This window comes from Hydrogenovibrio marinus (genome assembly GCF_013340845.1).
In the GTDB taxonomy this organism is placed as follows: domain Bacteria; phylum Pseudomonadota; class Gammaproteobacteria; order Thiomicrospirales; family Thiomicrospiraceae; genus Hydrogenovibrio; species Hydrogenovibrio marinus.
The window spans coordinates 1,612,772-1,636,125 of sequence record NZ_AP020335.1 but is presented as its reverse complement, the minus strand read 5'-3'; the positions used below and the strand labels follow the sequence as shown (position 1 = coordinate 1,636,125).

Here is a 23,354-nt window from a genome sequence, read left to right as displayed (position 1 = left end):
GGTGCACGTTTAGGTGCAATTGCTGTGATATGGGTAGAGTAAAGGCAGTGAATAGAACGCTGAAATATTGTTAAGTTGTTGTAAATATTGTAAATATTTTAGTTTGGCTTGAAGCTTTCTAATTAAGAATCAAAATTAATTTAGAGTATAGACGCTCACAGAATCTCGTCATGGAACATTGGCGGATTTTGTGGGCGTTTTTTTTTGGTTTTTTTTTCATGGTTTGAATGCTCTGAATTAATGAAAAACAGACGAGCATAAGGCAGCGAAGTCTTATAGGCGAATCAGGCAAGATATGTGGAACAACCATAAAGGAAATGGAAATGACAAAAATGAACATGACATCGAAAATGTTAAGTCGCAGAAATTTTTTGAAGAGAACAACACTTGCCATGGCAACGGCAATGTCTTTGTCCGGGGTTGCCTACTCACCGCTTTCTTATGCTGCGGATAAGTTGGGCGCACCGGAAAAAGAAGATTTGAAATTCGGATTCATCAAACTAACAGATATGGCACCTTTGGCAATCGCTTATGAAAAAGGCTACTTTGAAGATGAAGGGCTTTATGTCAACTTGGAAGCGCAAGCCAACTGGAAAGTATTGTTGGATCGCGTTATTGACGGCGAGTTGGATGGTGCGCACATGTTGGCGGGTCAGCCAATTGCCGCGACAATCGGCTACGGAACCAAGGCGCACATCATTACACCCATCTCAATGGATTTGAACGGAAACGCAATTACTGTTTCCAACAAAACCTGGGCAGAGATGAAAAAGTACGTGCCAATGAAAGACGGCAAGCCGGTTCACCCAATCAGCGCCAGCGCATTGAAGCCAGTGGTGAAGTCCTATAAGGATGCGGGTAAACCTTTCAAGATGGGGATGGTATTCCCGGTCTCGACGCATAACTATGAGTTGCGCTATTGGTTGGCAGCTGGTGGTTTAAACCCAGGGTTGTATGCGCCACAAAAAGGGGATACTTCTGGAACCATCGGGGCGGATGTTTTGCTATCGGTTACGCCGCCACCTCAAATGCCAGCGACGATGGAAGCCGGTACTATCGAAGGTTACTGTGTGGGTGAACCTTGGAACCAACAGGCCGTGTTCAAAGGGATTGGGGTTCCTGTGATTTCTGATAACTCCATCGAAACCAACAATCCGGAAAAAGTCTTTGGTTTGAGAGAAGACTTTTATGAGAAATACCCAAACACCACCATTCGTATTGTTAAAGCGATGATTCGCGCGGCTTATTGGTTGGATGAGCAGAACAACAAGAATCGTCCTGCGGCGGTGAAAATCCTGTCTCAACCTAACTATGTGGGGGCGGATTACAAGGTTATCGCCAACTCTATGACCGGTACTTTTGAGTATGAAAAAGGGGATAAGCGTTCAGAGCCGGATTTCAATGTGTTCTTCCGTTATAACGCAACCTATCCTTATTACTCAGATGCCATCTGGTACATGACGCAAATGCGTCGTTGGGGTCAAATTCCGACCTATAAGCCAGATAGCTGGTATCAGGACATGGCGAAAAAAGTCTATCGCCCTGACATCTACAAGAAAGCGGTTGAGTCTTTGATTGCTGACGGTGAAATGAAGAAGTCTGACTTTGAACCAGCGGTTTTCACAACCGATGGTTACCGAGGTGTGCGTGACGACTTTATGGATCACATCCCATACGATGCGAAAAAACCGAATGCCTATATCGATAGCTTGAAAATCGGTTTGAAAGACAAGCAACAACCGTAATCGTAATAACTTAATAACACTAACTTTAACAACAACTTTGACATTGACTGGGAGCGTTGCGAAGACGCCATTCGCTTCCTTATAGATTGGGTGTCCGATTAATTGCTACTACTGTCGGCTAACCTCTCGTAACGCGAAGAATCAGTCAATGTCCTTTTTATTCAAAGGTGAATGCTTATGAATCCACTTAAATGGTCTTTTGTTGAGCCTGTTTACAAGCTCATTATCGGAGAGGACCGAAAAGGTCAAATCAACGCGATGGTTCGTAGCATCGGGTTGCCGCTTGCCGGGATATTAGTTTTCCTTCTACTATGGCAGGGGGCCTCTTCTCACATTCACACTTCTTTAGGACAGTTCCCTGGGCCTGTTCAAACCTATCAGCAATTTGTCGCGTTGGAAGACGAGGCAAAAGCGGAAGGCCAAAAAGAAAAAGCGTTCTATCAGCGACAAGAGGAACGTAATGCGAAACGTCTGGAAAAGAATCCAGATGCTAAGGTGCGTGTCCGTGATTATGTCGGACCACCAACATTTTTTGATCAAATCGGTCGTAGTTTGATTACGGTGATGAGCGGTTTCATCTTGGCATCGTTGATTGCGATTCCGATTGGTATTGTGATTGGGTTAAGTTCAAACGCTTACTCTGCAATGAACCCTTTAATACAGATATTTAAACCCGTTTCACCTTTAGCTTGGCTGCCTTTGGTGACCATGGTCGTTTCCGCAGTTTATACCTCTGATGATCCGATGTTCGATAAGGCTTTCTTAAACTCGATGTTCACCGTGTTGTTGTGTTGTCTATGGCCAACCATTATCAACACCGCTGCTGGTGTGGCGACTGTAACGCAAGATTTGAAAAACGTCAGTCAGGTGTTGCAACTGAGCTGGTGGACGCACGTTCGCAAAATCGTGTTGCCATGCTCGATTCCAATGATGTTCACAGGACTACGTATTTCATTAGGGATTGCTTGGATGGTATTGATCGCTGCAGAAATGCTGGCGCAGAACCCAGGGCTTGGCAAGTTTGTATGGGATGAGTTCCAAAACGGGAGCACCAACTCTTTAGGGCGCATCATGGTGGCGGTGATTGTCATCGGTATTGTTGGATTTATTCTCGACAGAGGCATGTTGATGATTCAACGTGCAGTGTCTTGGGATAAATCGGTTGCGTTGCGTTAAGCGTCCATAGAGTTTAAAGGAGAAAAATATGTCAGAAGTTCACTTAGAACTCACCAATGTCGGCATCGAGTTTCCCACACCGAAAGGGCCGTTTAGAGCTTTGCAGGATGTGAATCTGAAAATTGAACAAGGCGAATTTATTTCCCTTATCGGCCACTCGGGCTGCGGTAAATCAACGGTGCTGAATATCGTGGCCGGTTTGTATGAAGCGACTGAAGGTGGCGTGCTGTTGGATGGTAAAGAAGTCAACTCTCCAGGCCCGGAAAGAGCGGTGGTATTCCAAAACCATTCGTTATTACCTTGGTTAACGGCGTATGAAAACGTTGAGTTGGCGGTGGATCAGGTCTTTAAAAGAACCAAGTCTGCGGCGGAAAAGAAAGAATGGATCGAACACAACCTAAAACTGGTTCACATGGATCACGCCATGCACAAACGCCCGGATGAGATTTCCGGAGGGATGAAACAACGTGTAGGTATTGCGCGTGCCTTGGCGATGCAGCCGAAAATCATGTTGATGGACGAACCGTTCGGCGCTTTGGATGCCTTAACCCGTGCACATCTACAGGACTCGTTGATGGAGATCCAAAAGGATTTGAACAACACCGTCATCATGATTACCCATGATGTTGATGAAGCCGTGTTGTTGTCAGATCGTATTGTGATGATGACCAATGGTCCAGCAGCGACTATCGGCGAGATTTTACATGTTGAGTTGGAACATCCTCGTGACCGCTTGGCGCTGGCGGATGACCCACAATATAACCATTATCGTTCGGAAGTGTTGCGCTTCTTGTACGAGAAGCAACGCAAGGTCGAACACTAAGGTTCACCTAATTGAATGAAACCGGGGGTTGAAATGACGCAGAAGTTAATTTTAATCGGCGCAGGTATGGCGGGAACGCGTTTTCTGGAGCATTTGCTCAAGTTAGAGCAAGAAGCATCTAGAGAGGGTTTTAAAACGCCTGCCTATGACATTGAAGTGTTCAATGAAGAACCTGTCGGCGGCTATAACCGCATTATGCTGTCACCGGTATTAGCGGGTGAAAAAACCGTATCAGACATCATGACGCATGATGAAGTTTGGTTTGAAGCCCATGGTATTCATATCCATATCGGCAAACAAATTTCGGCGATAGATGTTCGTGCAAAAAGGCTGACCACGTTTTGTGGTGAAACCTATTTTTACGACAAGTTGGTGGTTGCTACTGGGTCAAAACCATTTATGTTGCCGGTTCCTGGAGCTGAGTTGCCGGGCGTGGTCAGTTTTCGTGATATCCGTGATGTGGAAGCCATGATTTCCGTTGCACAGACACAGCAGCATGCCGTGGTGATCGGTGGCGGTTTGTTGGGCTTGGAAGCCGCCTACGGGCTGCTCAAGCGTGGCATGAAGGTCACGGTTGTGCATCGTAGTCAGGTGTTGATGAATATGCAGATGGATGAAGAAGCCGGTGAGCTTCTCAGAACGAAACTCGAAATGGGGAATGATGAGATTCCCGCAATGAATTTCAAGATGGGCGCCAATACGACAGCGATTTTGGGTAATGGCAAAGTCGAAGCGGTTCAGTTTGATGATGGAACGCAAATCCCGGCGGATTTGGTGGTGATGGCGGTCGGCATTCGACCAAACATCGAACTGGCAAGAAAAGCCGGTTTGGATGTGAGCAAAGGCATTTTGGTGAATGACCAATTACAAACGTCCAATGGCAATGTTTATGCCCTTGGGGAGTGTAATGAACACCGCGGTGAGACTTATGGGTTGGTGGCACCACTTTACGAGCAGGCAGAAGTGCTGGCGCAAGTGTTGATGGATTGCCAAGCGGATTACCAAGGGTCGTTGACATCAACCATGTTGAAGGTGACAGGGATTAACCTGTTTTCCGCAGGAGATTTCAAAGGGAGTGCCGATCAAGCCGGGAAGAACAGCGAGAACGAGAAGGAGATTATCGTTTTCCGTGATAAGGCACAGCAAATCTATCGGAAGCTTGTATTACAGAACAACAAGCTGGTGGGCGCATTGTTATTCGGTGATGTCACGGATGCCAACTGGCTATTCGACAAACTTAAAGCCCAAGTGGATATTAGCAATTTAAGAGATACCCTGATTTTCGGTCAGGGTTATGAGTAAGGGGTGTGGAGATGAGCGCTGTAGAGATTAATGCAAATAAAACCAAAGTAATTGTGGTCGGAAACGGCATGGTAGGTCACAGTTTCATAGAGAAACTGGTGAAGAGCGAAGCCTATCAAAACTATGACGTGACGGTGTTTGGCGAAGAGAGTCGATTGGCGTATGACCGTGTTTATTTGTCTTCCTATTTTTCTGGTAAAACAGCAGAAGACCTTTGCTTGGTGCCTGCCGGTTTCTATGAAGAACATGGTGTGAACATTATCTTGGGCGACAAGATTGTTGGCATTGATAGAGAAGCTAAAACGGTGACTTCTGAAAAAGGTCAAACCTTGTCTTATGACCGTTTGGTATTGGCAACTGGGTCTTATCCTTTTGTTCCGCCGATTGATGGCAATGACCGCGACGGTTGTTTGGTCTACCGTACCATCGAAGATTTGGATGCGATTCAATCCATGGCGTCAAAGAGCAAAACCGGTGTTGTCGTTGGTGGCGGGTTGCTTGGGTTGGAAGCGGCCAAAGCGCTTAAAGATTTAGGGTTGGAAACCCATGTGGTCGAGTTCGCACCTCGTTTGATGCCAGTACAGTTGGATGAAGGTGGCGCGGCGTTATTGAAACGCAAAATCGAGAACCTAGGGGTAAAAGTTCATGCCAGTAAAGCGACTCAGCAGATTGTGGATGGTGAAGAGGCTTTGAACCGCATGGAGTTCGCCGATGGTGAATCTTTGGAAACGGATATTGTGTTGTTCTCGGCAGGGATTCGTCCACGCGATGAATTGGCGAAACAATGTGGTTTGGAAATGGGCACTCGCGGCGGGATTGTCATCAACGACCTTTGCCAGACGTCTGATCCGTTGATTTATGCCATTGGTGAATGTGCGCTACACGAAGGCATGATTTACGGTTTGGTCGCACCGGGCTATGCCATGGCGCAAGTGGTGGTTGATCAATTGAATCTCAAACAAAACGCCTTTACCGGGGCGGACATGAGCACCAAATTGAAGTTGATGGGTGTGGATGTCGCCTCTATTGGCGACCCGCATGGTAATGACGAAAACGCCTTGTCTTATCTTTACGAAAATGGACCTGAAGAAATCTACAAGAAAATCGTCGTCACACCGGATGGCAAAAAACTATTGGGTGCAGTGTTGGTGGGGGATGCTGAAGACTTCGGTAACCTGCTGCAATTGATGTTAAACGACATGGAGTTACCCGAGCATCCAGATGCATTGATACTGCCGAACCGTGATGGCAGTGCCTCTGAACTGTTTGGTCCCGATGCTTTGCCGGAAACCGCACAGCTTTGTTCTTGCTATGCCGTAAGCAAAGGTGATGTGATTCAAGCCGTCGATGCCGGTTGTCAGACGTTGGCGGATATCAAATCCTCAACCCAAGCCTGTACAGGCTGTGGCGGTTGTACCCAGTTGGTCACCAATGTCTTGAATGCCGAATTGACCAAACGCGGTGTTGAGGTGAATACCGACATTTGCGAGCACTTTGCCTATACCCGACAAGAGTTGTATCACTTGTGCCAGGTAGAGGAAATCCACAGTTTTGATACGTTGCTGACAAAGCATGGTAAAGGCCATGGTTGTCCGGTTTGTAAGCAAGCGGCGGGTAGTATCTTTGCATCCTTATGGAATAGCTATGCGCTGGAGTCCGACAAGATTCCGTTGCAAGACACCAATGACAACTATCTGGGGAATATGCAGAAAGATGGCACTTACTCGGTGATTCCACGTGTACCGGGCGGGGAAATCACGCCAGACAAATTGATTGTGTTGGGTGAAGTCGCTAAGAAATACAAGCTTTACACCAAGGTCAACGGCGGTCAGCGCATTGTGTTGTTCGGAGCGCAGATGAATGATTTGCCGGATATCTGGAAAACCTTGATAGATGCTGGTTTCGAGTCTGGTCAAGCGTACGCCAAAGCTTTGCGTACCGTGAAGTCTTGCGTCGGTTCGACTTGGTGTCGTTTTGGGGTAGATGACTCCGTCACCATGGCGATTGATATGGAAAATCGTTACAAAGGGTTACGTTCACCGCACAAAATTAAGATGGGCGTTTCAGGTTGTACGCGTGAGTGTGCCGAAGCTCAGGCGAAGGATGTTGGTGTTATCGCTACTGAAAATGGTTGGAACCTGTATGTGTGTGGAAATGGCGGCATGAAACCTCGTCATGCTGATTTGTTCGCAACGGATCTGAGCAAAGAAGAAGTCTTTAAGTATGTCGACCGTTTGTTGATGTTCTACGTCAAAACCGCGGACAGACTGCAACGTACTTCAGTCTGGATGGAAAATCTGGAAGGCGGCTTGGACTATCTGCGTAAAGTGGTGATCGAAGATTCATTGGGCATTGGCGATGCCATGGAAGCGCAAATGGCAGGCATCAGAGACACCTATGAGTGTGACTGGAAACGTGCCATTGAGTCGGATGAATATCGCAAGCGATTCCGTTCTTTCGCCAACAGTGAAGAAAAAGCGGAGCAGTTGTTTGTCCTTGAGCGCGGTCAAATCCGCCCAGCAAACGAATCGGACAAGTTGGAAGGTATCGCCGTCCAAGTCCAAGAACTGGTTTAAGGCCCACTACCCAACCTGGCAGATTTTGGTGAGAAAGCTTCAAAAGCTACCAGGTTGGGGGGGGGAACAGCAAAGTATAGGAATAAGAAATGAGCGAGTTTTTACAAGTATGTTCGGTAAACGACTTGGTGAAGGATGCCGGTGTTGCGGCATTGGTGAACAATAAGCAAGTCGCATTGTTCTATATCGACGGGCAGGTTTATGCCACGGATAACTATGATCCTTTGGGGCAAGCCAATGTCATGTCTCGCGGTATGACTGGTGACCGTCAAGGCGAGTTGACAGTGGCATCTCCCTTGCACAAAGAACATTACAGCTTGATAAGCGGTCAATGTCTGGACAAAGAAGGGATTGCTATTTCAGTCTATCCGGTGCGAGTAGTTGGCGAAACGGTAGAGGTTGCCGTCAGTTGATTGTTATCAAAATGAGCGCTGAGTTGGTGCAAAAGTTGTATTTTGGGGATTTTTGCGACTTAAAAAGGCAACGCTATTTAGCATGAAAAATACGCTAAATTATTGAAAATAAAGTGTTTGTCTGTAACTGGAATACATCCAGCTAATCATTAAACATAGTTAATAGTTGAGTTATGAGGCTCACTTGGTCGAAAGGCCAGGTGGGCCTTTTTGCGTTTTAGGGCTTCTGAAAATATTGAAAGAGGCGCTGAACGGATGCAAAAGGAAAATTTAAACAATGCAATCCGCGGAACAAAAGCCAAACACCATCAAAACTACTTGCCCTTATTGCGGCGTTGGTTGCGGCATTGATGTCACGCCGACATCGACACTGGGCAAGGTGAAAGTCGTTGGCGACAAGTTACACCCAGCTAACTTTGGGCGTTTGTGTGTCAAAGGTTCGGCGACGGGTGAAACGCTGGATTTTGAAGGCAGAATGCTGGCGCCGCAAATCAATGGCGAAGTAGTGGATTGGGAAACCGCTTTGACGGAAGTGGCCTCACGATTCCAAAAGACGATTGCCGAGCATGGTCCTGACAGCGTGGCATTTTATGTTTCAGGGCAGTTGCTGACCGAGGATTACTACGTTGCCAATAAATTAATTAAAGGCTTTATCGGTACCTCAAACATCGACACCAACTCCCGCTTGTGCATGGCGTCTGCCGTAGTGGGCTATAAGCGCGCGTTTGGTTCGGATACCGTGCCATGTAGTTATGTAGATTTGGAGCAGGCGGATGTGATTACGCTGGTCGGCTCCAATGCCGCTTGGGCACATCCGGTTGTCTATCAACGCATTGCTGCGGCGAAAAAAAACAACCCAAATATGAAAGTGGTGGTGGTTGACCCACGTCGCACCGCGACTTGTGAAATTGCCGATATTCACTTGGCACTTCGTCCGGGGATGGATGCCGCTTTGTTCAACGGTCTGTTGAATTATCTTGTGACCAACGACGCAGTGGATACCGACTATATCAAGCTCTTCACCGAAGGTTTTGAGGATGCGTTGGCGGCAGCCAGCGGACAAAATGGAATCGCTGAGGTTGCGGAGCAGTGCGATGTCAGTGAACAGGATTTGGCGCAATGGTTTGCTTGGTTTGCAGAGAGTCGCAAGGTGGTGACGCTCTATTCTCAAGGCGTGAATCAATCCAGCAGTGGCGTGGATAAATCCAATGCCATCATCAACTGTCATTTGGCGGGCGGCAAAATCGGTTATGAAGGGGCAGGGCCTTTTTCCATTACCGGGCAACCGAATGCGATGGGTGGGCGTGAAGTCGGTGGCCTGGCAAACCAGATGGCAGCGCATATGGATTTCACTCAGGCTGCAAACGTCGACCGTGTTGCTCGGTTTTGGCAGGCGTCGAACATGGCGAAGCGAGAAGGCCTCAAAGCGGTGGATATGTTCCAAGCCGTGGCGGACGGCAAGATTAAAGCGATTTGGATTATGAACACCAATCCAGCCGTTTCCATGCCGAATGCCGATGCGGTTAAGGCCGCACTACAGGCTTGCGAAACTGTAGTGGTTTCGGACTGTATGCAAAGCACCGATACCACTGAGGTTGCTGATATTTTGCTACCGGCACTGACTTGGGGGGAAACGTCGGGTTCCGTCACCAACTCAGACCGTACCATCTCTATTCAACGTCAATTCATGCAAGGTCCAGACTTAGCAAGAGCCGATTGGTGGTTGATTTGCGAAGTGGCAAAACGTATGGGCTTCGCCTCTGCGTTCGATTATGCCTCTCCGGCAGATATCTTTGACGAGCATGCACGTTTATCCGCTTTTGAAAATGGGAGTGGTGCAGGACAATCTTTGCGCGATTTCGATCTGTCTGCTTTGGTGGGTTTGAGCGAAGAAGATTACCTTGATTTGAAACCTATCCAATGGCCTGTGGTGACCAAAGATGCACAAGGAAACCCTCAAGGCACCCAGAGAATGTTTGAGAACGGTTTATTCTTTACCCCAAATCGTAAAGCGCGCTTTATTCCCATTACGCCAATGCCGCCAAAGAGTCTGCCAACCAAAGATAAGCCTTTTGTCTTCAATACCGGGCGTATTCGAGATCAATGGCACACCATGACGCGCACTGCCAAAACTGGAAAATTGATGGCTCACCGTGATGAACCTTATTTGTCATTAAACCCTAAAGATGCAGACGCGCTTGGCTTGCAAAAGGACGGATTGGTAAGAGCTTCTAATGAGCTTGGCGTGTTTATCGGTCGTGTAGAAATCAGCGATGCTCAGAGACCAAAAGAAGTGTTTGCGCCAATGCATTGGACCAATCAATACACCAGTCATGGCAAGGTTGATATTTTGGTGGCACCGAACGTTGACCCAATGTCGGGTCAACCTGAATCCAAGCATTCGGTGGTAAAAGTCGAAGCATTCAACACTCGTTGGCAGGCTGTGGTATTAAGCCGAGTTGCTATGAATATGACAGAAATTACCGCGCAATTGATGCATGCAACGCAATCGTCTGACGAACTTTATTGGGTAAAGATCAAAGGGCAAGGATTCTATCGTTACGAGTTGGCGGGCAACTTTGATTTACAGAGTAATTTGCAGGCTTTTCAAACCTTGTTGATGCAGTCTGAACTTGGCCATGACAAACAAATAGATGAATTGGATTGGATGGAATATGAAGATGAGAACCGCAAGCAAATCCGTTTGGCGTGTTTGTCAGATAACCGATTGCAAGCGGTCATGTTTATTGCGCCGGTGAGCGAGGGAACATCACCATCAGGTAAGCCTTGGCCGCTACTTAGTCGTGATTGGTTGGGCATGTTGTTCGAACAGGATGAACTGGCATCAATGGAAAGAAGAAGTTTATTGGCTGGTAAAGCCAGTGGTGCGAAGGATGCCGGCAAGATTATCTGTTCTTGTTTCAGTGTCGGCTTCAATACGATTGTCGAAGCCATACAAAACGATCATCTGACGTCGGTGGAAGCCATCGGTCAGGCATTAAAAGCGGGAACCAACTGTGGCAGTTGTGTGCCTGAACTACAAGAAATTCTACAAGAAACTTTAATGGAAGTGACCGAGTTGGTTTAACCTGTTGTTGGAGGTGTGATATGGATTACTTACCGATTTTCATGAATATTAAACAGCAAGCCTGCTTGATTGTTGGCGGCGGCGTGGTAGCTGCGCGTAAAGCGGATTTGTTCATTCAATCTGGTGCACAGGTGATGGTGATTGCGCCAGCGCTAAAGTCGGAGATGCAGTCTTTTTTGAACCAAAACAAAGTGACTTGGCATCAGGGCGTATTTAGCCCGAAGGTGATGGCTGATGTGTTTGGTGAGCAGTTGCCGAAACTGGTGATTTCTGCAACCGACAATCAAGCGGTGAATATCGCTGTTTATGAATATTGTCAGGCGGCGGGTATCCCGGTGAATGTGGCGGATCAAACTGAATATTGTGATTTCATTCTACCGGCGATTGTCGATAGAGCGCCGATGACTATTGCGATTTCAACTGGTGGTCGCTCACCAGTGTTGGCGAGAGTCATGAAAGCCAAACTGGAAACAATGATTCCTCACGGATTTGGTCGATTGACAGATTTAGTCGGACGTTATCGCGACAAGGTCAAAGCTGCAATATCTTCTATTGATGGTCGTAAGGCATTTTGGGAAAGCTTGTTGGATGGTTTGTTTATCGACAAAGCCGTGCATGGATTAGACGGTGAGGCAGAGGCTTTGCTGGAGAAAAAACTTGAACAGGCAGACAACTTTGAAGAGGCAGCAGTAGGCGAGGTTTATGTGATTGGGGCAGGACCGGGTGATCCGGAATTGATGACTTTCAAGGCACAACGACTGTTGCAACAAGCGGATGTGGTGCTGTATGACCGCTTGGTTTCTCCAGAGATTGTTGATATGGCGCGTCGCGAAGCCGAGCGTGTTTATGTTGGTAAAAAATCAAAACATCACGCCGTACCGCAAGAAGATATTTGCCGTATGTTGGTCGAGTATGCCAAGCAAGGTAAAAAAGTGGCACGTTTGAAGGGAGGAGACCCTTATATTTTCGGACGCGGTGGTGAAGAAGTTGAAATCTTGGCGAAAGCCGGTGTTGCTTATCAAGTGGTACCCGGCATTACCGCGGCGGCTGGTTGTGCAGCTTATGCAGACTTCCCTTTGACGCATCGTGAATTTTCTCAGTCGGTAGCGTTGGTGACAGGGCATCAGCAAGAAGGTGGCAATGCTATAGATTATGGTCGATTGGCGCATTCTGGCGACACGATGGTTTTCTATATGGGAATCAAGAATGCACCAAAAATCCAAGCAGGTTTGATTGCGCATGGTATGAATCCAGGCACGCCAGCAGCGATTATCGAACGTGGTACACGTGCTGACCAGAAGGTGACGGTGAGTTCTCTTGGTAAGTTGACAGAAACCATTGCCAAGCAAGCGATTAAACCACCGGCATTGTTGGTGGTCGGTGAAGTCGTCAAGGTGCGCGAACGCATCCAGAACGCCAAGCGTTTTGTACAGCAGGCGGAACAAAGCCCGCCACTTCATAGGGTTGCGGTTTAAAGATGACATTAAGCGATCATCCATTCAGTCATTATCTTCGCATTTTAGGCAAAGGCCCGAAAAGTCGTCGTCCTTTGACTGAAGAGGAAGCAGCGGACGCATTGGCAATGATATTGGCAGGCGAGGTGACCGATAAACAACTGGGCGCGTTTCTGTTGCTGATGCGCGCCAACGGCGAAACACCATCAGAGTTGATAGGGTTCGTCAAAGGCTTGAGAAGTGCCTTAGGGTTAGAAGGTCCGGCATCAAATGTGGATTTGGATTGGTCATCTTATGCAGGGAAGTGGCGTTATCCGCCTTACTATCTGTTGAGTGTGAAGTTGCTGGTGCAAAACGGCTTTCGAGTTTGTTTGCACGGTGATGACGGTCAGTTTAACAACCGGCATTATGCACAGGCGTTTTTAGAAGATTTAGGGGCTTACGAGGCAACCAGTGTGGCAGATGCCGAGCAACATATTGCTCAAGGTGAGTTGGTGTATTTACCCTTATCGGCTTATGCCCCGCAGTTGCGCGAGATTTTGCATTTGAAGTCGGAGTTGGGCGTGCGCACCGTATTTAACACGGCGGTGAAGTTGCTGAATCCGCTGAACGCGCCTTGCGCAATCCAAGGTATTTTCCATAAGGGTGTAGAGAACTTGCATCATGCTGCTGCGCAAGCGCTGGCAACACCGAAAAATTTGGTTTTCAAAGGTGAAGGCGGCGAGGCGGAAATTCGCCCTGATGCCTTGACGAATTTGTTTGTGTCTCGGCTTACCTCTCCGGGTGAAGTACCCGAGTCGATTGCTTTTAAAGGCATTATTGAACGTCAAACACGCCCGAAAACCTGGGAACCGGATGATGTGATGCGTTTATGGCGCGGGGAAGTTGAAGATGTTTATGGCGAAGGGGCAGTGATTGCCAGCGTGGCTTCGGCACTGATGTTGACGAAAGATTTATCAATTGATGAGTCGGTTTTGCAAGCCAAGCAGTTTTGGCAAAAGCGAAATGATTAAGTTGTGTTGGTGGTGTTTCCCCCAACCTGGCAGATTTTCAACAATATCAGAAGTATTTAGCGGTATTTAATGTAGGTGTTTGTATGTTGCAGAAAAATCCAAACAACTTGAGTCAGTACGAGGAAGTGAAGGCATTTGTTCACGCGCAGTTTTTGGCGTTACAGGAAACTGAAGTATTGCCTTTGCAGGATTTAGTCGGGCGTGTATTGGCTGAAGACGTGGCATCTCCTTTGAGTTTACCGAGTTGGCCGCAAAGTGCGATGGACGGTTATGCATTCTCCAGCCAAGCCAATAATGATTTTCTGCCAGTAGTCGGTTGTCTTTATGCAGGGGAATCTCCTAAGCAAATTCCTGCTAATGCTGCGGTGAGAATCATGACTGGGGCTCTGTTGCCTGAAGGCTTAGATACCGTGGTGCCGTTTGAAGAAGCAATGGTTCAGTCTGACTCTAACGCTGACACTGAGAGCGCTGAAAAGTTGCTGAAGCCTGCGCATTTGGCGTTGGGGCGGCACGTTAAACCGGTAGGGTCGGATGTGAAGCTCGGACAAGTGTTGTTGGCAAAAGGCCATAAACTCTCTACCAGAGATATTGGCTTGATTGCATCCGTCGGGATTCATCAAGTGAAAGTGGTTCGCAAAGTCAGAGTGGCTATTTTGGCATCGGGAGATGAGCTGTTGGTGCCGGGTGAAGCTTACAGTCTTGGCAAAACCTATGATGCCAACAGTTATCAGATTGCAGCTCTGTGTGCGTCCTTGCCTGTTGAAGTGGTGGCTTGTGAGCGGCTGCCTGATGATGTTGAAAGTGTTTCCAAATCTTTAAACGATTGGTCGCAACAAGTAGACGTGGTGTTGACATTGGGCGGCGCATCGGCAGGACAGAAGGACTTTATCAAAACGGTGATGGCATCCTATGACGAATCTTGGTTTTGGAAACTGTCGATGAAACCAGCGAAGCCTTTTGCGATGGCTCGTCAGGAAAAGGCAGCTTGGATTCTGGCGTTACCAGGAAACCCGTTGGCGGCGTTTATGAGCTTTCAGCTATTTGCATTTGAGGCATTGCTAAAACTGTCTGGCCAAACATCCTGGCAGCGAAAATCTGTCAATCAAATATTACTTTCCGAGATGCCGGCTAATTCGGATAAGGCAAGATGGATTCAAGTCCTGAAAACGGAGCAGGGCGTATTGCCGATGCCAAATGTATCTGCCAGCCAATTGAGCGTTTTGTCGGGGGCGAGTGGGTTTATTCGATTGTTACCGAATGTAGATTATCATCAAGACGCTTTGGTTGAGTATTGGGAATATGATTGTGCAAAGTAGGTTGCTAAGTAAGTTACCAAGGATAGGGATTATCCTGCTTTCCGGTGGCGAAGGCAGGCGCATGGGCGGTGTAGATAAAGGTTGGTGTCTTTATCAGCAAAAACCGTTTGTACGGCAGGTTTTATCAGCTTTGACTGAGCAGTATCGAGAGCTTTGCCGATCCGGGCAGTTCACTCGTGATATTTTCATTAGTGCTAACCGAAATCTGGAAGATTATTTAACGCTGGGTTGCCCGGTGGTTAGTGACAAGCGGGAAGGGTTTTGTGGGCCTTTGTCTGGTGTGGAGTCAGTAATGTTGGCAGGGCAATACAACAACCCCGACATTGAGCGTTGGATTACTTATCCGGTTGATTCACCCGAAGTGCCTACCGATTATCTGTATCAAATGGCTTCAGTCAAAGCTGGAAGTTTAGGCGTTTGGCAGGCCAATGAACGCGACCATTTTGCTAACCTGTCCTTGCCCTGTGAGCTGTTGTCTGAAGTAACGGCCTATCTGAATAGCGGGGAGCGTTCCATCAAAGGATGGTTGGCACAGTTTTCTGATAAGACAGATTATCGTCAGAGTTGTTATGCGGATGTGGCTGGTGGCAAAAGCCGGTTTTTGAACTTAAACCACCAAGTGGATTTGATTTAATCCGGGATATTGATTGGCTGACGGACTTTTGCCAGCAATAATAAACTGAACAAGCTGATTAAACTCATCAACAGCGTAAAGCTGGAAACTCGCTGCAAAGTCCCATCGTGCACTTCACTCATCACAACCCCCATCACACCACCAAAGGCGAAAATGCTTGAGCCAATGAGAGCGTTTGCCGTACCGGATATATGTGGGAAGAAATCCATGTAACTTGCCAGAATGTTTGGGGTGATTGCGCCCAACAACCCGATGACGAAGAACATTAACAGTAAGACGACAAAGACATTTGGAGTGAATAGCCATTCATAACCAATCAGTACAAAAGAGAAAAATGCCTGGGCGAGAATGATGCCGAGCACAATTTGTCTAGGCTCGTAGTGTTTCAGCAACCCAATATTGACGCGGTTGAAGAAGATAACGCCCAGTACCACCAACCCGAAATAGAATGGAAAACTTTCCGGACGTACCTTGAAAAGCTCCATATAAATAAATGGCGACTCGGAAATGTAAATAAACAAAATGCTGCTGGCAAAGCCTTGTGCCAGTAAGAAACCGATAGCGCGTTTATGGGTGAGAACCGATTTATAGTTGCTCAGCAATTGACTGAGAGCTTGTTGCCGTTTTTGCAGTTTGTGTTCAACCGTGACGGTCTCCGGTAAGGTGATTTTGACTAGGAAAAATAGCAACGCAGCGTAAAAGGCTAAAAACAAAAAGATGCTATGCCAGTGGCTGAAATGCAAGATGAGCGAACCGATACCGGGTGCAATTAAAGGGGCAATCAACATCACTAATGCAATCATGGAAAACACTCGAGCACTCTCTTTACCAGAAAATAAATCTCTAACCATCGCAGAGGCAACAACGGTGGCAAAGCCGCCGCCTAGAGCTTGCATGGCGCGAATCCAGTAAAATTGGTCGATGTGCTCAGCAAACGTCATTAAAACCGAGGCGACAAAAAATATGCTCAAACCGATGATGGCGATCGGCTTTCTACCAAACCTATCCGATAAAGGCCCCCCGATCAGTTGACCTAGCGCAAAGCCAATTAAAAACAATGGAACGGTAATGCTGACCTGATTAAGTGTTGCTTCCATTTGTGAGGAAATGGCAGGCATGGCAGGCAAATAGGTGTCGACCGAAAAAGGTGTTAAAGCGACCAAAGCACCCAATCGTGGCGCCAGGTATTTTGCTGACAGGTGTGACATTCGGATTTTCCCGGATTAGTGGCAGGCATCCCCGGCAGTTGCCGGGGAAAAAGAAGCAGTAAGTTTAGTGCAACTCGAATGTCGCGTCTAGTCTAGTCAGGTGTTTTAAGTGTATGGACGCGCTTTACTATGATGCTTTTGGTTGATCTAGCGAACCAATGCGAGCGACTTCATAGTTTCCTGTTTCCGTATCCAGTTGATAGATGTTGAAGTTGGTGTCTAAATCAAAGTCTTTCAAACGTCTGGCATAGTTGGTGGAAATACTGCCTTCTGGTGAATGTACTCGATGGAAGACATAAGGAACCCAGCCCAGAATTGCCGCGCCATCATGGATTTTTTCGCCATTGTGATAGATGGCATCGGTGGTGACTTCAAAGGTTTCCACTTGCCCGTGTTGTTGCGAGTAGAGTTCGACAACGCGTTTGCCTTGATGCACAACCAGTTTATCTTCTTGGTCGGTATGCATATACCAGTACCAAGTATCATCACCGTCAATCAACGGGCTACGACCGTCCTTGCCGTGTATGACGAGGTCAATACCGGAGAGGTCTTCCAATACGTTATTGATGCTGAAAAACTGAACCTTAGGCGTATTTCTCAGCGGAGATAAAGGCAAGATAAAGCAAAGGTTTTCAATATAGGTCTGGCGAGCGGGAGGTTCGATTTTCATAATTCTCAACTGTCTTTTTGAATGCTGTGATGGTCTCTGAACAGAGTGAACCTCGTTGTCCACACAATGCGGTTAACTGTCATAAAAGGCAGAAACAGCAGTATTCACCTTTAAGTTAAACAACTGCTAGGCAAAAATCAAGAACGGAAAGTAGATTGTCTCGAAACTATCATATTGAGATCAAAGTTTTCAGACATGAAGGGTTAATAGCTCGTCCCAATGGGTGGTATAACGCGAAGACATTAGTTGACGCTTCATTTGCCAAGCGGTTTTATTTTTAATACCTTCAGAGAGTAGATAAAGACTGTTTTTGCCGAGTTTTTGGTTGAGTTCATCTGAAAGCGAGACCATTCGTGTGACTTTTTGTTGATAGGCTTCGTCAATCTGTGGCAGGAATAAGTCTGCCTGATAAGAAAGGTTGTTGGTAATTTCAGATAGGACGATCCCCGCTTTATGGTAAGCATATCCGGCACGCCATATTTTCTGTAAGCCCACTTTGGCGGCTTTTGCCAGAAGAATCGTGTTATCGGTTGGATAGTCTAACGGTATTGTTATGGTCGGACAGTAGCTATTGCTCGGTTTGTTGAAAGGGCTGGTTCTGAAGTAAACGGTGAGCAACTGGCAAGTGGACTTTTGCTTGCGCAGCTTACGGGAGGCGATGGCGACATGTGAAATCAAGGCTTGTTCCATATCTTTTGGACTGGTGACAAGCGTTCCGAAAGAACGCGAGGAAATGATTTGTTTTTTGTCATCGGTATCGCGGCTTTTCAAACAGGATTCGCCATTGAGTTCTCTTACCGTACGCTCTAATGTGATGGAAAAGTTTTTCCGCACTCGGCTAAGCGGTAGGGTTTTTAAGTCTTCAACCGTATGAATGCCTTTAGCTTTTAGCTGGTTGGCAAGTCGGTTGCCAACGCCCCATATTTTGCCGACATCGGTTTTCTGAAAAAGATGCGTTTTGGTCGCCTCTGATAAATCAGCAAGGTTTAGAACGCCCTGATTATCATCGTACTGCTTCGCCCAATGGTTTGCGAGTTTTGCCAAAGTTTTGGTGGGTGCAATTCCTACGGCAACAGGCAGGTGTAGCCATTGAAACACAGTGTGCCTGATGTCGGTTGCCAAGTCGCTGAGGTTGACGTCTTTCAGGCCGGAAAGGTTTAAGAAACTTTCGTCAATGGAGTAGATTTCCTGCTGAGGGGCAAATTGGGCAGTTACCGCGTGCATGCGGTTTGACATGTCCGCATAAAGTTCATAATTGGAGCTGAAAACAGCAGTATGATGTTTTTCCAGTAGGCTTTTAACCTTGAAGTAAGGCTGAAACATCATGCTGTTGGCTTTGGCGGAACGAAACCCATGTACTCCCAGGCGTTGGTGGTGGGCGTGTTCGGAAAAATCGATTTTCTTGGCAAGCGCGTTGGCAGAGACAATACAGCCGTCGTTGTTTGAGAGTACAACAACCGGGCGATTCCACAAAGCAGGGTTGAATGCCATCTCACAAGAAGCATAAAAATTGTTGCCATCAATCAGAGCGAACATCGACATAGATAAGTGTTTCAAACCTCAGGTTTCATAAAAATTTAAAAGAAGAAAACTTGAAAAGTGTTACACTATTTTAAAAATAAGACTCACCAAAGAGCAAATCATTTTTTTAAAACAGGCATTTGAATCCTTAAAAGGGTCTGATATGAAAACGCGCACACTTAAAACCACTAAGTCGGTCAAACCGACATCAAAAAACAGCAATACGCATGGCGGCGCACGTGAAGGTGCGGGTAGAAAGAAGGGGAGCGGCGCTTACGGCGAACCGACTAAAGTCATGCGTGTTCCCGAATCCAAAGTCAGTTTGATAAAAGATTGGCTTGAAGAGGCTGCGGGCAGTGAGCAGCAAGCAGAAGAACTGGATGCTTTACAACGTGCCGCTCAGGGCAAGGCTAAGGTTCAGATACCTGCGGCAAGTAATGAAGTGCTTTTACCATTGTATAGCCATAAAGTGGTTGCAGGGTTTCCAAGCCCGGCAGATGACTATGTGGAAATGGTGTTGGATCTTAATGAAAAATTGGTGCGCAATAAGGCAGCGACTTTTTTATTGACGGTTCAAGGGGACTCAATGAAAAAAATCGGCATCAAGGATGGTGATATTCTGGTTGTTGATAAAAGTCTGACGCCTTCGGATGGCAAGATTGTTATCGCGGCTGTAGACGGTGAGTTGACGGTCAAACGCCTTTCAATCAAATCTACGGGAACTTGGTTGGTACCGGAAAACGATCATTATCCGCCGATATTGATTCGTGAAGAATCGGATGTGGTGATTTGGGGAGTGGTGACTTCAACCATCTCTCTTCTTTGATGAGAGATGGTTGAGAACGGGCTACTTTTTAGCCGCTTCGTTACGTTGCTGAGTAGCGGCTTCGATTTCTTTTGTCTGAATGAAATAAACAAGTTTCCGACGATCATCTTCATTCAGCCCTTGGTATTCCAAGGCCACAGTGTTGTTACCATCTGACTCAGGAATGATTTTGACGATATTACAACGAGCCAATACCGGCGGTTCTTCTGCAAGAGGCTGAATCAAAATGTCGATCTTGTCGGAGGTCGTAACCGCTTCATGGACTTTAAACGCCAATCCACCTGCACTGATGTTTACCATACGTTGAGGGATAGTACGAGACAGTTGTTTTTGATCAATTGTTTGTAAAATGAAATTGATCTTGCTGTTCATGGCCGTCAACGCTCTAGCAAGTAGACTACTTTTCTGGTTGATTTGCTCAATAATATCTGTGATTTGCTCGTCCAAACCTTGTAAGTCCTGCAAGAAATATTTTTCAATATAACTGGCATCAGGAGAGGTCGGTAAAGGGTTTTCAATGCTTTCTTCTTCAGAAATAACGTGATAGCTACAAGGTAGCATGACATCAATTCGGAAAAAAGAGCGGTTATTTTGCGTGCTCATACTACATTCTCTTAAAATTAGACTTACTAAGTTTACAAATTAATTGTCTAAATGAAAGCATTAATTACGCCAAACATTTTTATTTTTGTGAGTAGTACAAAAAATTACCTAGGCTTTGCCAAGTGGATTGGTTGGGGTAGGGGGCGTTGAAGCACTTCCAGAAGCGGTGTAGGTTTTGTTCTGTAGGTCTTGACCTTTGAAAATTTGAATCAAGGTTTCGTTTAGAGTGTTAAGTGCTTGTACGCTTAGACCGTTTGCGGTGTTTTTCTCATTACAGTTAATGATTTGCTGCGTCAGTTCTTCAAATTGCTTTTGGGCAGACTTTGGTAGGTTGGCGAAGTCGTCCAATAACATAAATTCTTTGAGAGAGATTGGCGTGTCGGAAAGTGATTCGATTAGAGAATCATATTGCACGGCAATGCTTTCGGAAGCGGTTCTCTTTTGGTCAACAATATCGGTCAGAGGAGTTATATCTGAAGACTTTAGCGTTTCAGCTTCTTTATCAAGAATGGTTTCAAAGGCGTTGAGAGAATCTAACAGTTGACTTAGCTGTAGGGAAAGTTTGTCTAAATCAACTGCTTTAAGCATCATTCCAATAGGCTCACGTTACCCGTTGTTTCCTGATGTAAGTAGTTCAGTTGCAATCAGTTTGGTTGCAACTTGATCAGGGTTGACACGGTAAGTGCCGTCTTGAATTTTTTGTTTCAATTCTTCAATGCGTGCACTGTTATCTACAGAAGAGCTTTTTGCTTTCTGTTCTAATGTTTTAATGTCTTTCATTGAAGACAACGTTACTGTATCAGCAGATGTCGACGCAGATTTCGCGTTGTTTGCTGACGCTTTTCCGGTTGTGTTGCCAGAAGAAGGATCTGTCAATCGACTCTCCAGTCCTCCGGTCGCTAATCTTTTAATATCCATGGCTTTTCCCTACCGATGTATGTGTCATTCTAAATAAGTAATATTCTGTTTTCTAGTCTTTTTATCGGCAGACATAGAATTACTTTAGTAAAAAATAAGCAGAAACATCACTTTTTTATCTGTTTACGGAACCAATACAGTGTTCGGAGCAATAACTATGCCTTTTAGTTCTTTTTTGGAACTGGCGTTGCGAACGGGTATTTGTTGCCGGTTCGTCCCGCTTTCCAAAGCAATGCCTTCAGTTTCTACTCTTACGCTACCTGCAAAGGTCACTATTTTTATCGGCTGATTTTTGAAAACTAAATAGGGCGGTTGCAACATTTTTACGGTAATGATGCTGTTAGGGCCAATGCCCATTTTGGCTCTCATGCCGATAACGTTTTTAATGTGCATCATCGAGTTGCGTTTTGCCTGCTTATAAGGAACGTATGCCTGCTGAATATCCGAAGATTTGATTGTTGCATCTCTTAGAATGCCTCTTGTCGAAATAATGACAGGCACTTCGCCATCAACCGTTGCGATGACATACAACGTCCAGTCAGGGTCATCACAACTGAGGCGAAAGCTCATGCGTCCAGCGACTTTGTCTGGAGTCTTGTCTTCCAGATTGACCGCTTGCTTACAAACGCCCAACTGAAGTCTGGAGCTGATTGGGCTGATGTCGATTTTCGGGTTTCGTAAATGTTGGTCGACTTTTTGCTTTACGAAGTCGTAAACCTGTTTTTCAAGGCTTTCTGCGGACTGATAAACGCTTTTATTAGTGTTTGAATCAGCATGAGCGAAGGAAAACGGCAAGATTGTCCATAGTGTTATGGCGAGAAGCCGATTAAAAGCAGAGCCGGAAAAGAGGTTGGATGAATAATAAGTGGGATAATGTGTCAAAATGCACTCTAATCCAGTGTTGGGTTTCGTTTTGATTGCATAGAAAATTTCAGTTATATTAACTGAATTGAAATCAATTTTCTCGCTTTTCATTGTTGCCGATTGCGGTGCGATGTAAAGGGAGATTGCTTTCTAAGGTAGATAATAAAGGTGGCTTTACATGTCTAGTTTTCTAAAAGGGGTTGACCAAAGAACGTCTCTTGCGGGGATGAACCGTATGGAGTTGTTGTTGTTTAAGATTCAAGGTGAACAGTTATTTGGAATAAACGTGTTTAAAGTTCGCGAAGTCATTCGTACACCTTTTATTTCACCTGTTCCTAAGGCTGACTCGCGTATTGTTGGCGTAGCGGATATTCGTGGGCAGACCATGCCGATGATTGATCTGGCAAAAGCTTTGGATCTTCCTTCAATTCCGAAGGATAAATACAGTGATTCTCTGACCATTGTGACAGAGTTTAACAGTTCGGTTCAGGGGTTCTTGGTGGAAGATGTTGATCGCATCGTGCATCTTCGTTGGGAAGATATCTTGCCACCGCCGGACTCTTTGCAGAACGTCAACTATCTCACAGGTATTACCCGTGCCCAAGATCGCATTGTTGAAATTGTCGATGTCGAAAAAGTCTTGGCAGAAGTATCGGGTCGTCAAGAAGAAATGTCAGACGAGTTTTTGCATGCAAACCAAGACAAGACAGCAGGACACAACTTCTTTGTGCTGGGTGCGGATGATTCCGCGGTTGCGCGTAACCAGTTAAAAGTTACGCTTGATAAGCTGGGTATCGCCAATAAGATCGTTACCAACGGTCGCATTGCGTTGGACTTCCTGAAGAAGTGGGCTGACGATGCTGATAAAGGTATTTCTGAGCCGGTTGGGCAACGCGTCTTGATGGTGATTTCAGATATTGAGATGCCAGAGATGGATGGTTACACCCTAACCACGAATATCCGAAAAGATCCTCGTTTAAGCGATATCTATGTTGTATTGAGTTCTTCTTTGAGTGGTGGGTTCAATGCATCTTTGACCGAGAAGGTCGGTGCGAACAAGTTTATGTCGAAATGGCATCCTGAAGAGTTGGCACAAGCGATTATTGATCGCATTGATGAAGTAAAGTCTCAGATTGAAAAGTCTGCTTAAATTTAAGTTGATGTTTGATTTGTTTGGCGTTGAGTAAAAGTTGATACAAGGCGG

20 protein-coding genes are annotated in these 23,354 nt (G+C 46.2%); 13 read left to right on the top strand and 7 right to left on the bottom strand.

All coding sequences use genetic code 11. The features are described from left to right. The first annotated feature begins 332 nt into the window (after window positions 1–332). The 11 genes from HVMH_RS07835 (at window position 333) to HVMH_RS07785 (ending at window position 15,540) form a co-directional block, all read left to right on the top strand. On the top strand, window positions 333–1,745 hold the full coding sequence (locus HVMH_RS07835; protein WP_408610135.1) for a CmpA/NrtA family ABC transporter substrate-binding protein: 1,413 nt from the start codon (window positions 333–335) through the stop codon (window positions 1,743–1,745). Window positions 1,746–1,922: 177 nt separating this feature from the next. Further along, window positions 1,923–2,921, top strand: coding sequence for an ABC transporter permease (locus tag HVMH_RS07830; RefSeq protein WP_029909662.1), 999 nt, complete (start codon window positions 1,923–1,925; stop codon window positions 2,919–2,921). Window positions 2,922–2,949: 28 nt separating this feature from the next. Next, entirely contained in the window at window positions 2,950–3,744 is a 795-nt protein-coding gene (locus HVMH_RS07825; protein WP_029909657.1) for an ABC transporter ATP-binding protein, read from the top strand. A gap of 33 nt (window positions 3,745–3,777) precedes the next feature. Beyond that, entirely contained in the window at window positions 3,778–5,046 is a 1,269-nt protein-coding gene (locus HVMH_RS07820; protein WP_029909655.1) for an NAD(P)/FAD-dependent oxidoreductase, read from the top strand. An 11-nt stretch (window positions 5,047–5,057) separates the two neighbouring features. Continuing rightward, complete coding sequence (gene nirB / locus HVMH_RS07815; RefSeq protein WP_029909652.1) at window positions 5,058–7,622, top strand: nitrite reductase large subunit NirB; 2,565 nt, start codon at window positions 5,058–5,060, stop codon at window positions 7,620–7,622. 89 nt (window positions 7,623–7,711) lie between these two features. Next, on the top strand, window positions 7,712–8,035 hold the full coding sequence (nirD, locus tag HVMH_RS07810; protein ID WP_029909650.1) for a nitrite reductase small subunit NirD: 324 nt from the start codon (window positions 7,712–7,714) through the stop codon (window positions 8,033–8,035). A 277-nt stretch (window positions 8,036–8,312) separates the two neighbouring features. Next, a complete protein-coding gene (locus tag HVMH_RS07805; protein WP_029909647.1) occupies window positions 8,313–11,123 on the top strand; it encodes a nitrate reductase in 2,811 nt (936 codons plus the stop codon). A gap of 20 nt (window positions 11,124–11,143) precedes the next feature. Further along, window positions 11,144–12,598: a siroheme synthase CysG gene (gene cysG / locus HVMH_RS07800; protein WP_081822700.1), complete on the top strand. Its 1,455-nt coding sequence runs from the start codon at window positions 11,144–11,146 to the stop codon at window positions 12,596–12,598. A 2-nt stretch (window positions 12,599–12,600) separates the two neighbouring features. Continuing rightward, window positions 12,601–13,590: a glycosyl transferase family protein gene (locus HVMH_RS07795; RefSeq protein ID WP_029909640.1), complete on the top strand. Its 990-nt coding sequence runs from the start codon at window positions 12,601–12,603 to the stop codon at window positions 13,588–13,590. Window positions 13,591–13,673: 83 nt separating this feature from the next. Next, window positions 13,674–14,906, top strand: coding sequence for a molybdopterin molybdotransferase MoeA (locus tag HVMH_RS07790; protein WP_051623001.1), 1,233 nt, complete (start codon window positions 13,674–13,676; stop codon window positions 14,904–14,906). Next, on the top strand, window positions 14,896–15,540 hold the full coding sequence (locus HVMH_RS07785; RefSeq protein ID WP_162174178.1) for an NTP transferase domain-containing protein: 645 nt from the start codon (window positions 14,896–14,898) through the stop codon (window positions 15,538–15,540). Before HVMH_RS07790 ends, HVMH_RS07785 begins: the two co-directional genes overlap by 11 nt. On the opposite strand, the gene HVMH_RS07780 is transcribed toward HVMH_RS07785, so the two are convergent. The 3 genes from HVMH_RS07780 to HVMH_RS07770 form a co-directional block, all read right to left on the bottom strand. Further along, window positions 15,537–16,748 carry a multidrug effflux MFS transporter gene (locus tag HVMH_RS07780; RefSeq protein ID WP_029909631.1) on the bottom strand — a complete coding sequence of 404 codons (1,212 nt, stop codon included), beginning with the start codon at window positions 16,746–16,748 and terminating at the stop codon, window positions 15,537–15,539. The two genes, HVMH_RS07785 and HVMH_RS07780, sit on opposite strands and share 4 nt — an antisense overlap. Window positions 16,749–16,875: 127 nt before the next feature. Further along, complete coding sequence (locus tag HVMH_RS07775) at window positions 16,876–17,418, bottom strand: hypothetical protein (protein ID WP_029909628.1); 543 nt, start codon at window positions 17,416–17,418, stop codon at window positions 16,876–16,878. 189 nt (window positions 17,419–17,607) lie between these two features. Further along, complete coding sequence (locus HVMH_RS07770) at window positions 17,608–18,960, bottom strand: Y-family DNA polymerase (RefSeq protein ID WP_029909624.1); 1,353 nt, start codon at window positions 18,958–18,960, stop codon at window positions 17,608–17,610. 142 nt (window positions 18,961–19,102) lie between these two features. Between HVMH_RS07770 and HVMH_RS07765 the strand changes: the two genes are divergently transcribed. After that, complete coding sequence (locus tag HVMH_RS07765; RefSeq protein WP_051623000.1) at window positions 19,103–19,765, top strand: LexA family protein; 663 nt, start codon at window positions 19,103–19,105, stop codon at window positions 19,763–19,765. A 21-nt stretch (window positions 19,766–19,786) separates the two neighbouring features. Here the strand turns inward: HVMH_RS07765 and HVMH_RS07760 are convergent, their stop codons facing one another. The 4 genes from HVMH_RS07760 to flgA form a co-directional block, all read right to left on the bottom strand. Continuing rightward, the gene (locus tag HVMH_RS07760; protein WP_029909618.1) at window positions 19,787–20,368 is read right to left on the bottom strand and encodes a PilZ domain-containing protein; all 582 of its coding nucleotides are present in this window, start codon (window positions 20,366–20,368) and stop codon (window positions 19,787–19,789) included. Between the two features lie 108 nt (window positions 20,369–20,476). Further along, a complete protein-coding gene (locus HVMH_RS07755; protein WP_029909615.1) occupies window positions 20,477–20,959 on the bottom strand; it encodes a flagella synthesis protein FlgN in 483 nt (160 codons plus the stop codon). Between the two features lie 15 nt (window positions 20,960–20,974). Beyond that, window positions 20,975–21,286 carry a flagellar biosynthesis anti-sigma factor FlgM gene (gene flgM, locus HVMH_RS07750; RefSeq protein WP_029909611.1) on the bottom strand — a complete coding sequence of 104 codons (312 nt, stop codon included), beginning with the start codon at window positions 21,284–21,286 and terminating at the stop codon, window positions 20,975–20,977. 123 nt (window positions 21,287–21,409) lie between these two features. Then, a complete protein-coding gene (gene flgA / locus HVMH_RS07745; protein WP_162174177.1) occupies window positions 21,410–22,168 on the bottom strand; it encodes a flagellar basal body P-ring formation chaperone FlgA in 759 nt (252 codons plus the stop codon). A 160-nt stretch (window positions 22,169–22,328) separates the two neighbouring features. Between flgA and HVMH_RS07740 the strand changes: the two genes are divergently transcribed. Beyond that, entirely contained in the window at window positions 22,329–23,300 is a 972-nt protein-coding gene (locus tag HVMH_RS07740) for a chemotaxis protein (protein ID WP_029909605.1), read from the top strand. Window positions 23,301–23,354 lie beyond the last annotated feature (54 nt).

What these genes read in the sequence shown, in the direction of transcription:
- HVMH_RS07835 (WP_408610135.1), top strand. Translation starts at nt 333, where the DNA reads ATGAACATGACATCGAAAATGTTAAGTCGCAGAAATTTTTTGAAGAGA.
- HVMH_RS07830 (WP_029909662.1), top strand. Translation starts at nt 1,923, where the DNA reads ATGAATCCACTTAAATGGTCTTTTGTTGAGCCTGTTTACAAGCTCATT.
- HVMH_RS07825 (WP_029909657.1), top strand. Translation starts at nt 2,950, where the DNA reads ATGTCAGAAGTTCACTTAGAACTCACCAATGTCGGCATCGAGTTTCCC.
- HVMH_RS07820 (WP_029909655.1), top strand. Translation starts at nt 3,778, where the DNA reads ATGACGCAGAAGTTAATTTTAATCGGCGCAGGTATGGCGGGAACGCGT.
- nirB (WP_029909652.1), top strand. Translation starts at nt 5,058, where the DNA reads ATGAGCGCTGTAGAGATTAATGCAAATAAAACCAAAGTAATTGTGGTC.
- nirD (WP_029909650.1), top strand. Translation starts at nt 7,712, where the DNA reads ATGAGCGAGTTTTTACAAGTATGTTCGGTAAACGACTTGGTGAAGGAT.
- HVMH_RS07805 (WP_029909647.1), top strand. Translation starts at nt 8,313, where the DNA reads ATGCAATCCGCGGAACAAAAGCCAAACACCATCAAAACTACTTGCCCT.
- cysG (WP_081822700.1), top strand. Translation starts at nt 11,144, where the DNA reads ATGGATTACTTACCGATTTTCATGAATATTAAACAGCAAGCCTGCTTG.
- HVMH_RS07795 (WP_029909640.1), top strand. Translation starts at nt 12,601, where the DNA reads ATGACATTAAGCGATCATCCATTCAGTCATTATCTTCGCATTTTAGGC.
- HVMH_RS07790 (WP_051623001.1), top strand. Translation starts at nt 13,674, where the DNA reads ATGTTGCAGAAAAATCCAAACAACTTGAGTCAGTACGAGGAAGTGAAG.
- HVMH_RS07780 (WP_029909631.1), bottom strand. Translation starts at nt 16,748, where the DNA reads ATGTCACACCTGTCAGCAAAATACCTGGCGCCACGATTGGGTGCTTTG.
- HVMH_RS07775 (WP_029909628.1), bottom strand. Translation starts at nt 17,418, where the DNA reads ATGAAAATCGAACCTCCCGCTCGCCAGACCTATATTGAAAACCTTTGC.
- HVMH_RS07770 (WP_029909624.1), bottom strand. Translation starts at nt 18,960, where the DNA reads ATGTCGATGTTCGCTCTGATTGATGGCAACAATTTTTATGCTTCTTGT.
- HVMH_RS07765 (WP_051623000.1), top strand. Translation starts at nt 19,103, where the DNA reads ATGAAAACGCGCACACTTAAAACCACTAAGTCGGTCAAACCGACATCA.
- HVMH_RS07760 (WP_029909618.1), bottom strand. Translation starts at nt 20,368, where the DNA reads ATGAGCACGCAAAATAACCGCTCTTTTTTCCGAATTGATGTCATGCTA.
- HVMH_RS07755 (WP_029909615.1), bottom strand. Translation starts at nt 20,959, where the DNA reads ATGATGCTTAAAGCAGTTGATTTAGACAAACTTTCCCTACAGCTAAGT.
- flgM (WP_029909611.1), bottom strand. Translation starts at nt 21,286, where the DNA reads ATGGATATTAAAAGATTAGCGACCGGAGGACTGGAGAGTCGATTGACA.
- HVMH_RS07740 (WP_029909605.1), top strand. Translation starts at nt 22,329, where the DNA reads ATGTCTAGTTTTCTAAAAGGGGTTGACCAAAGAACGTCTCTTGCGGGG.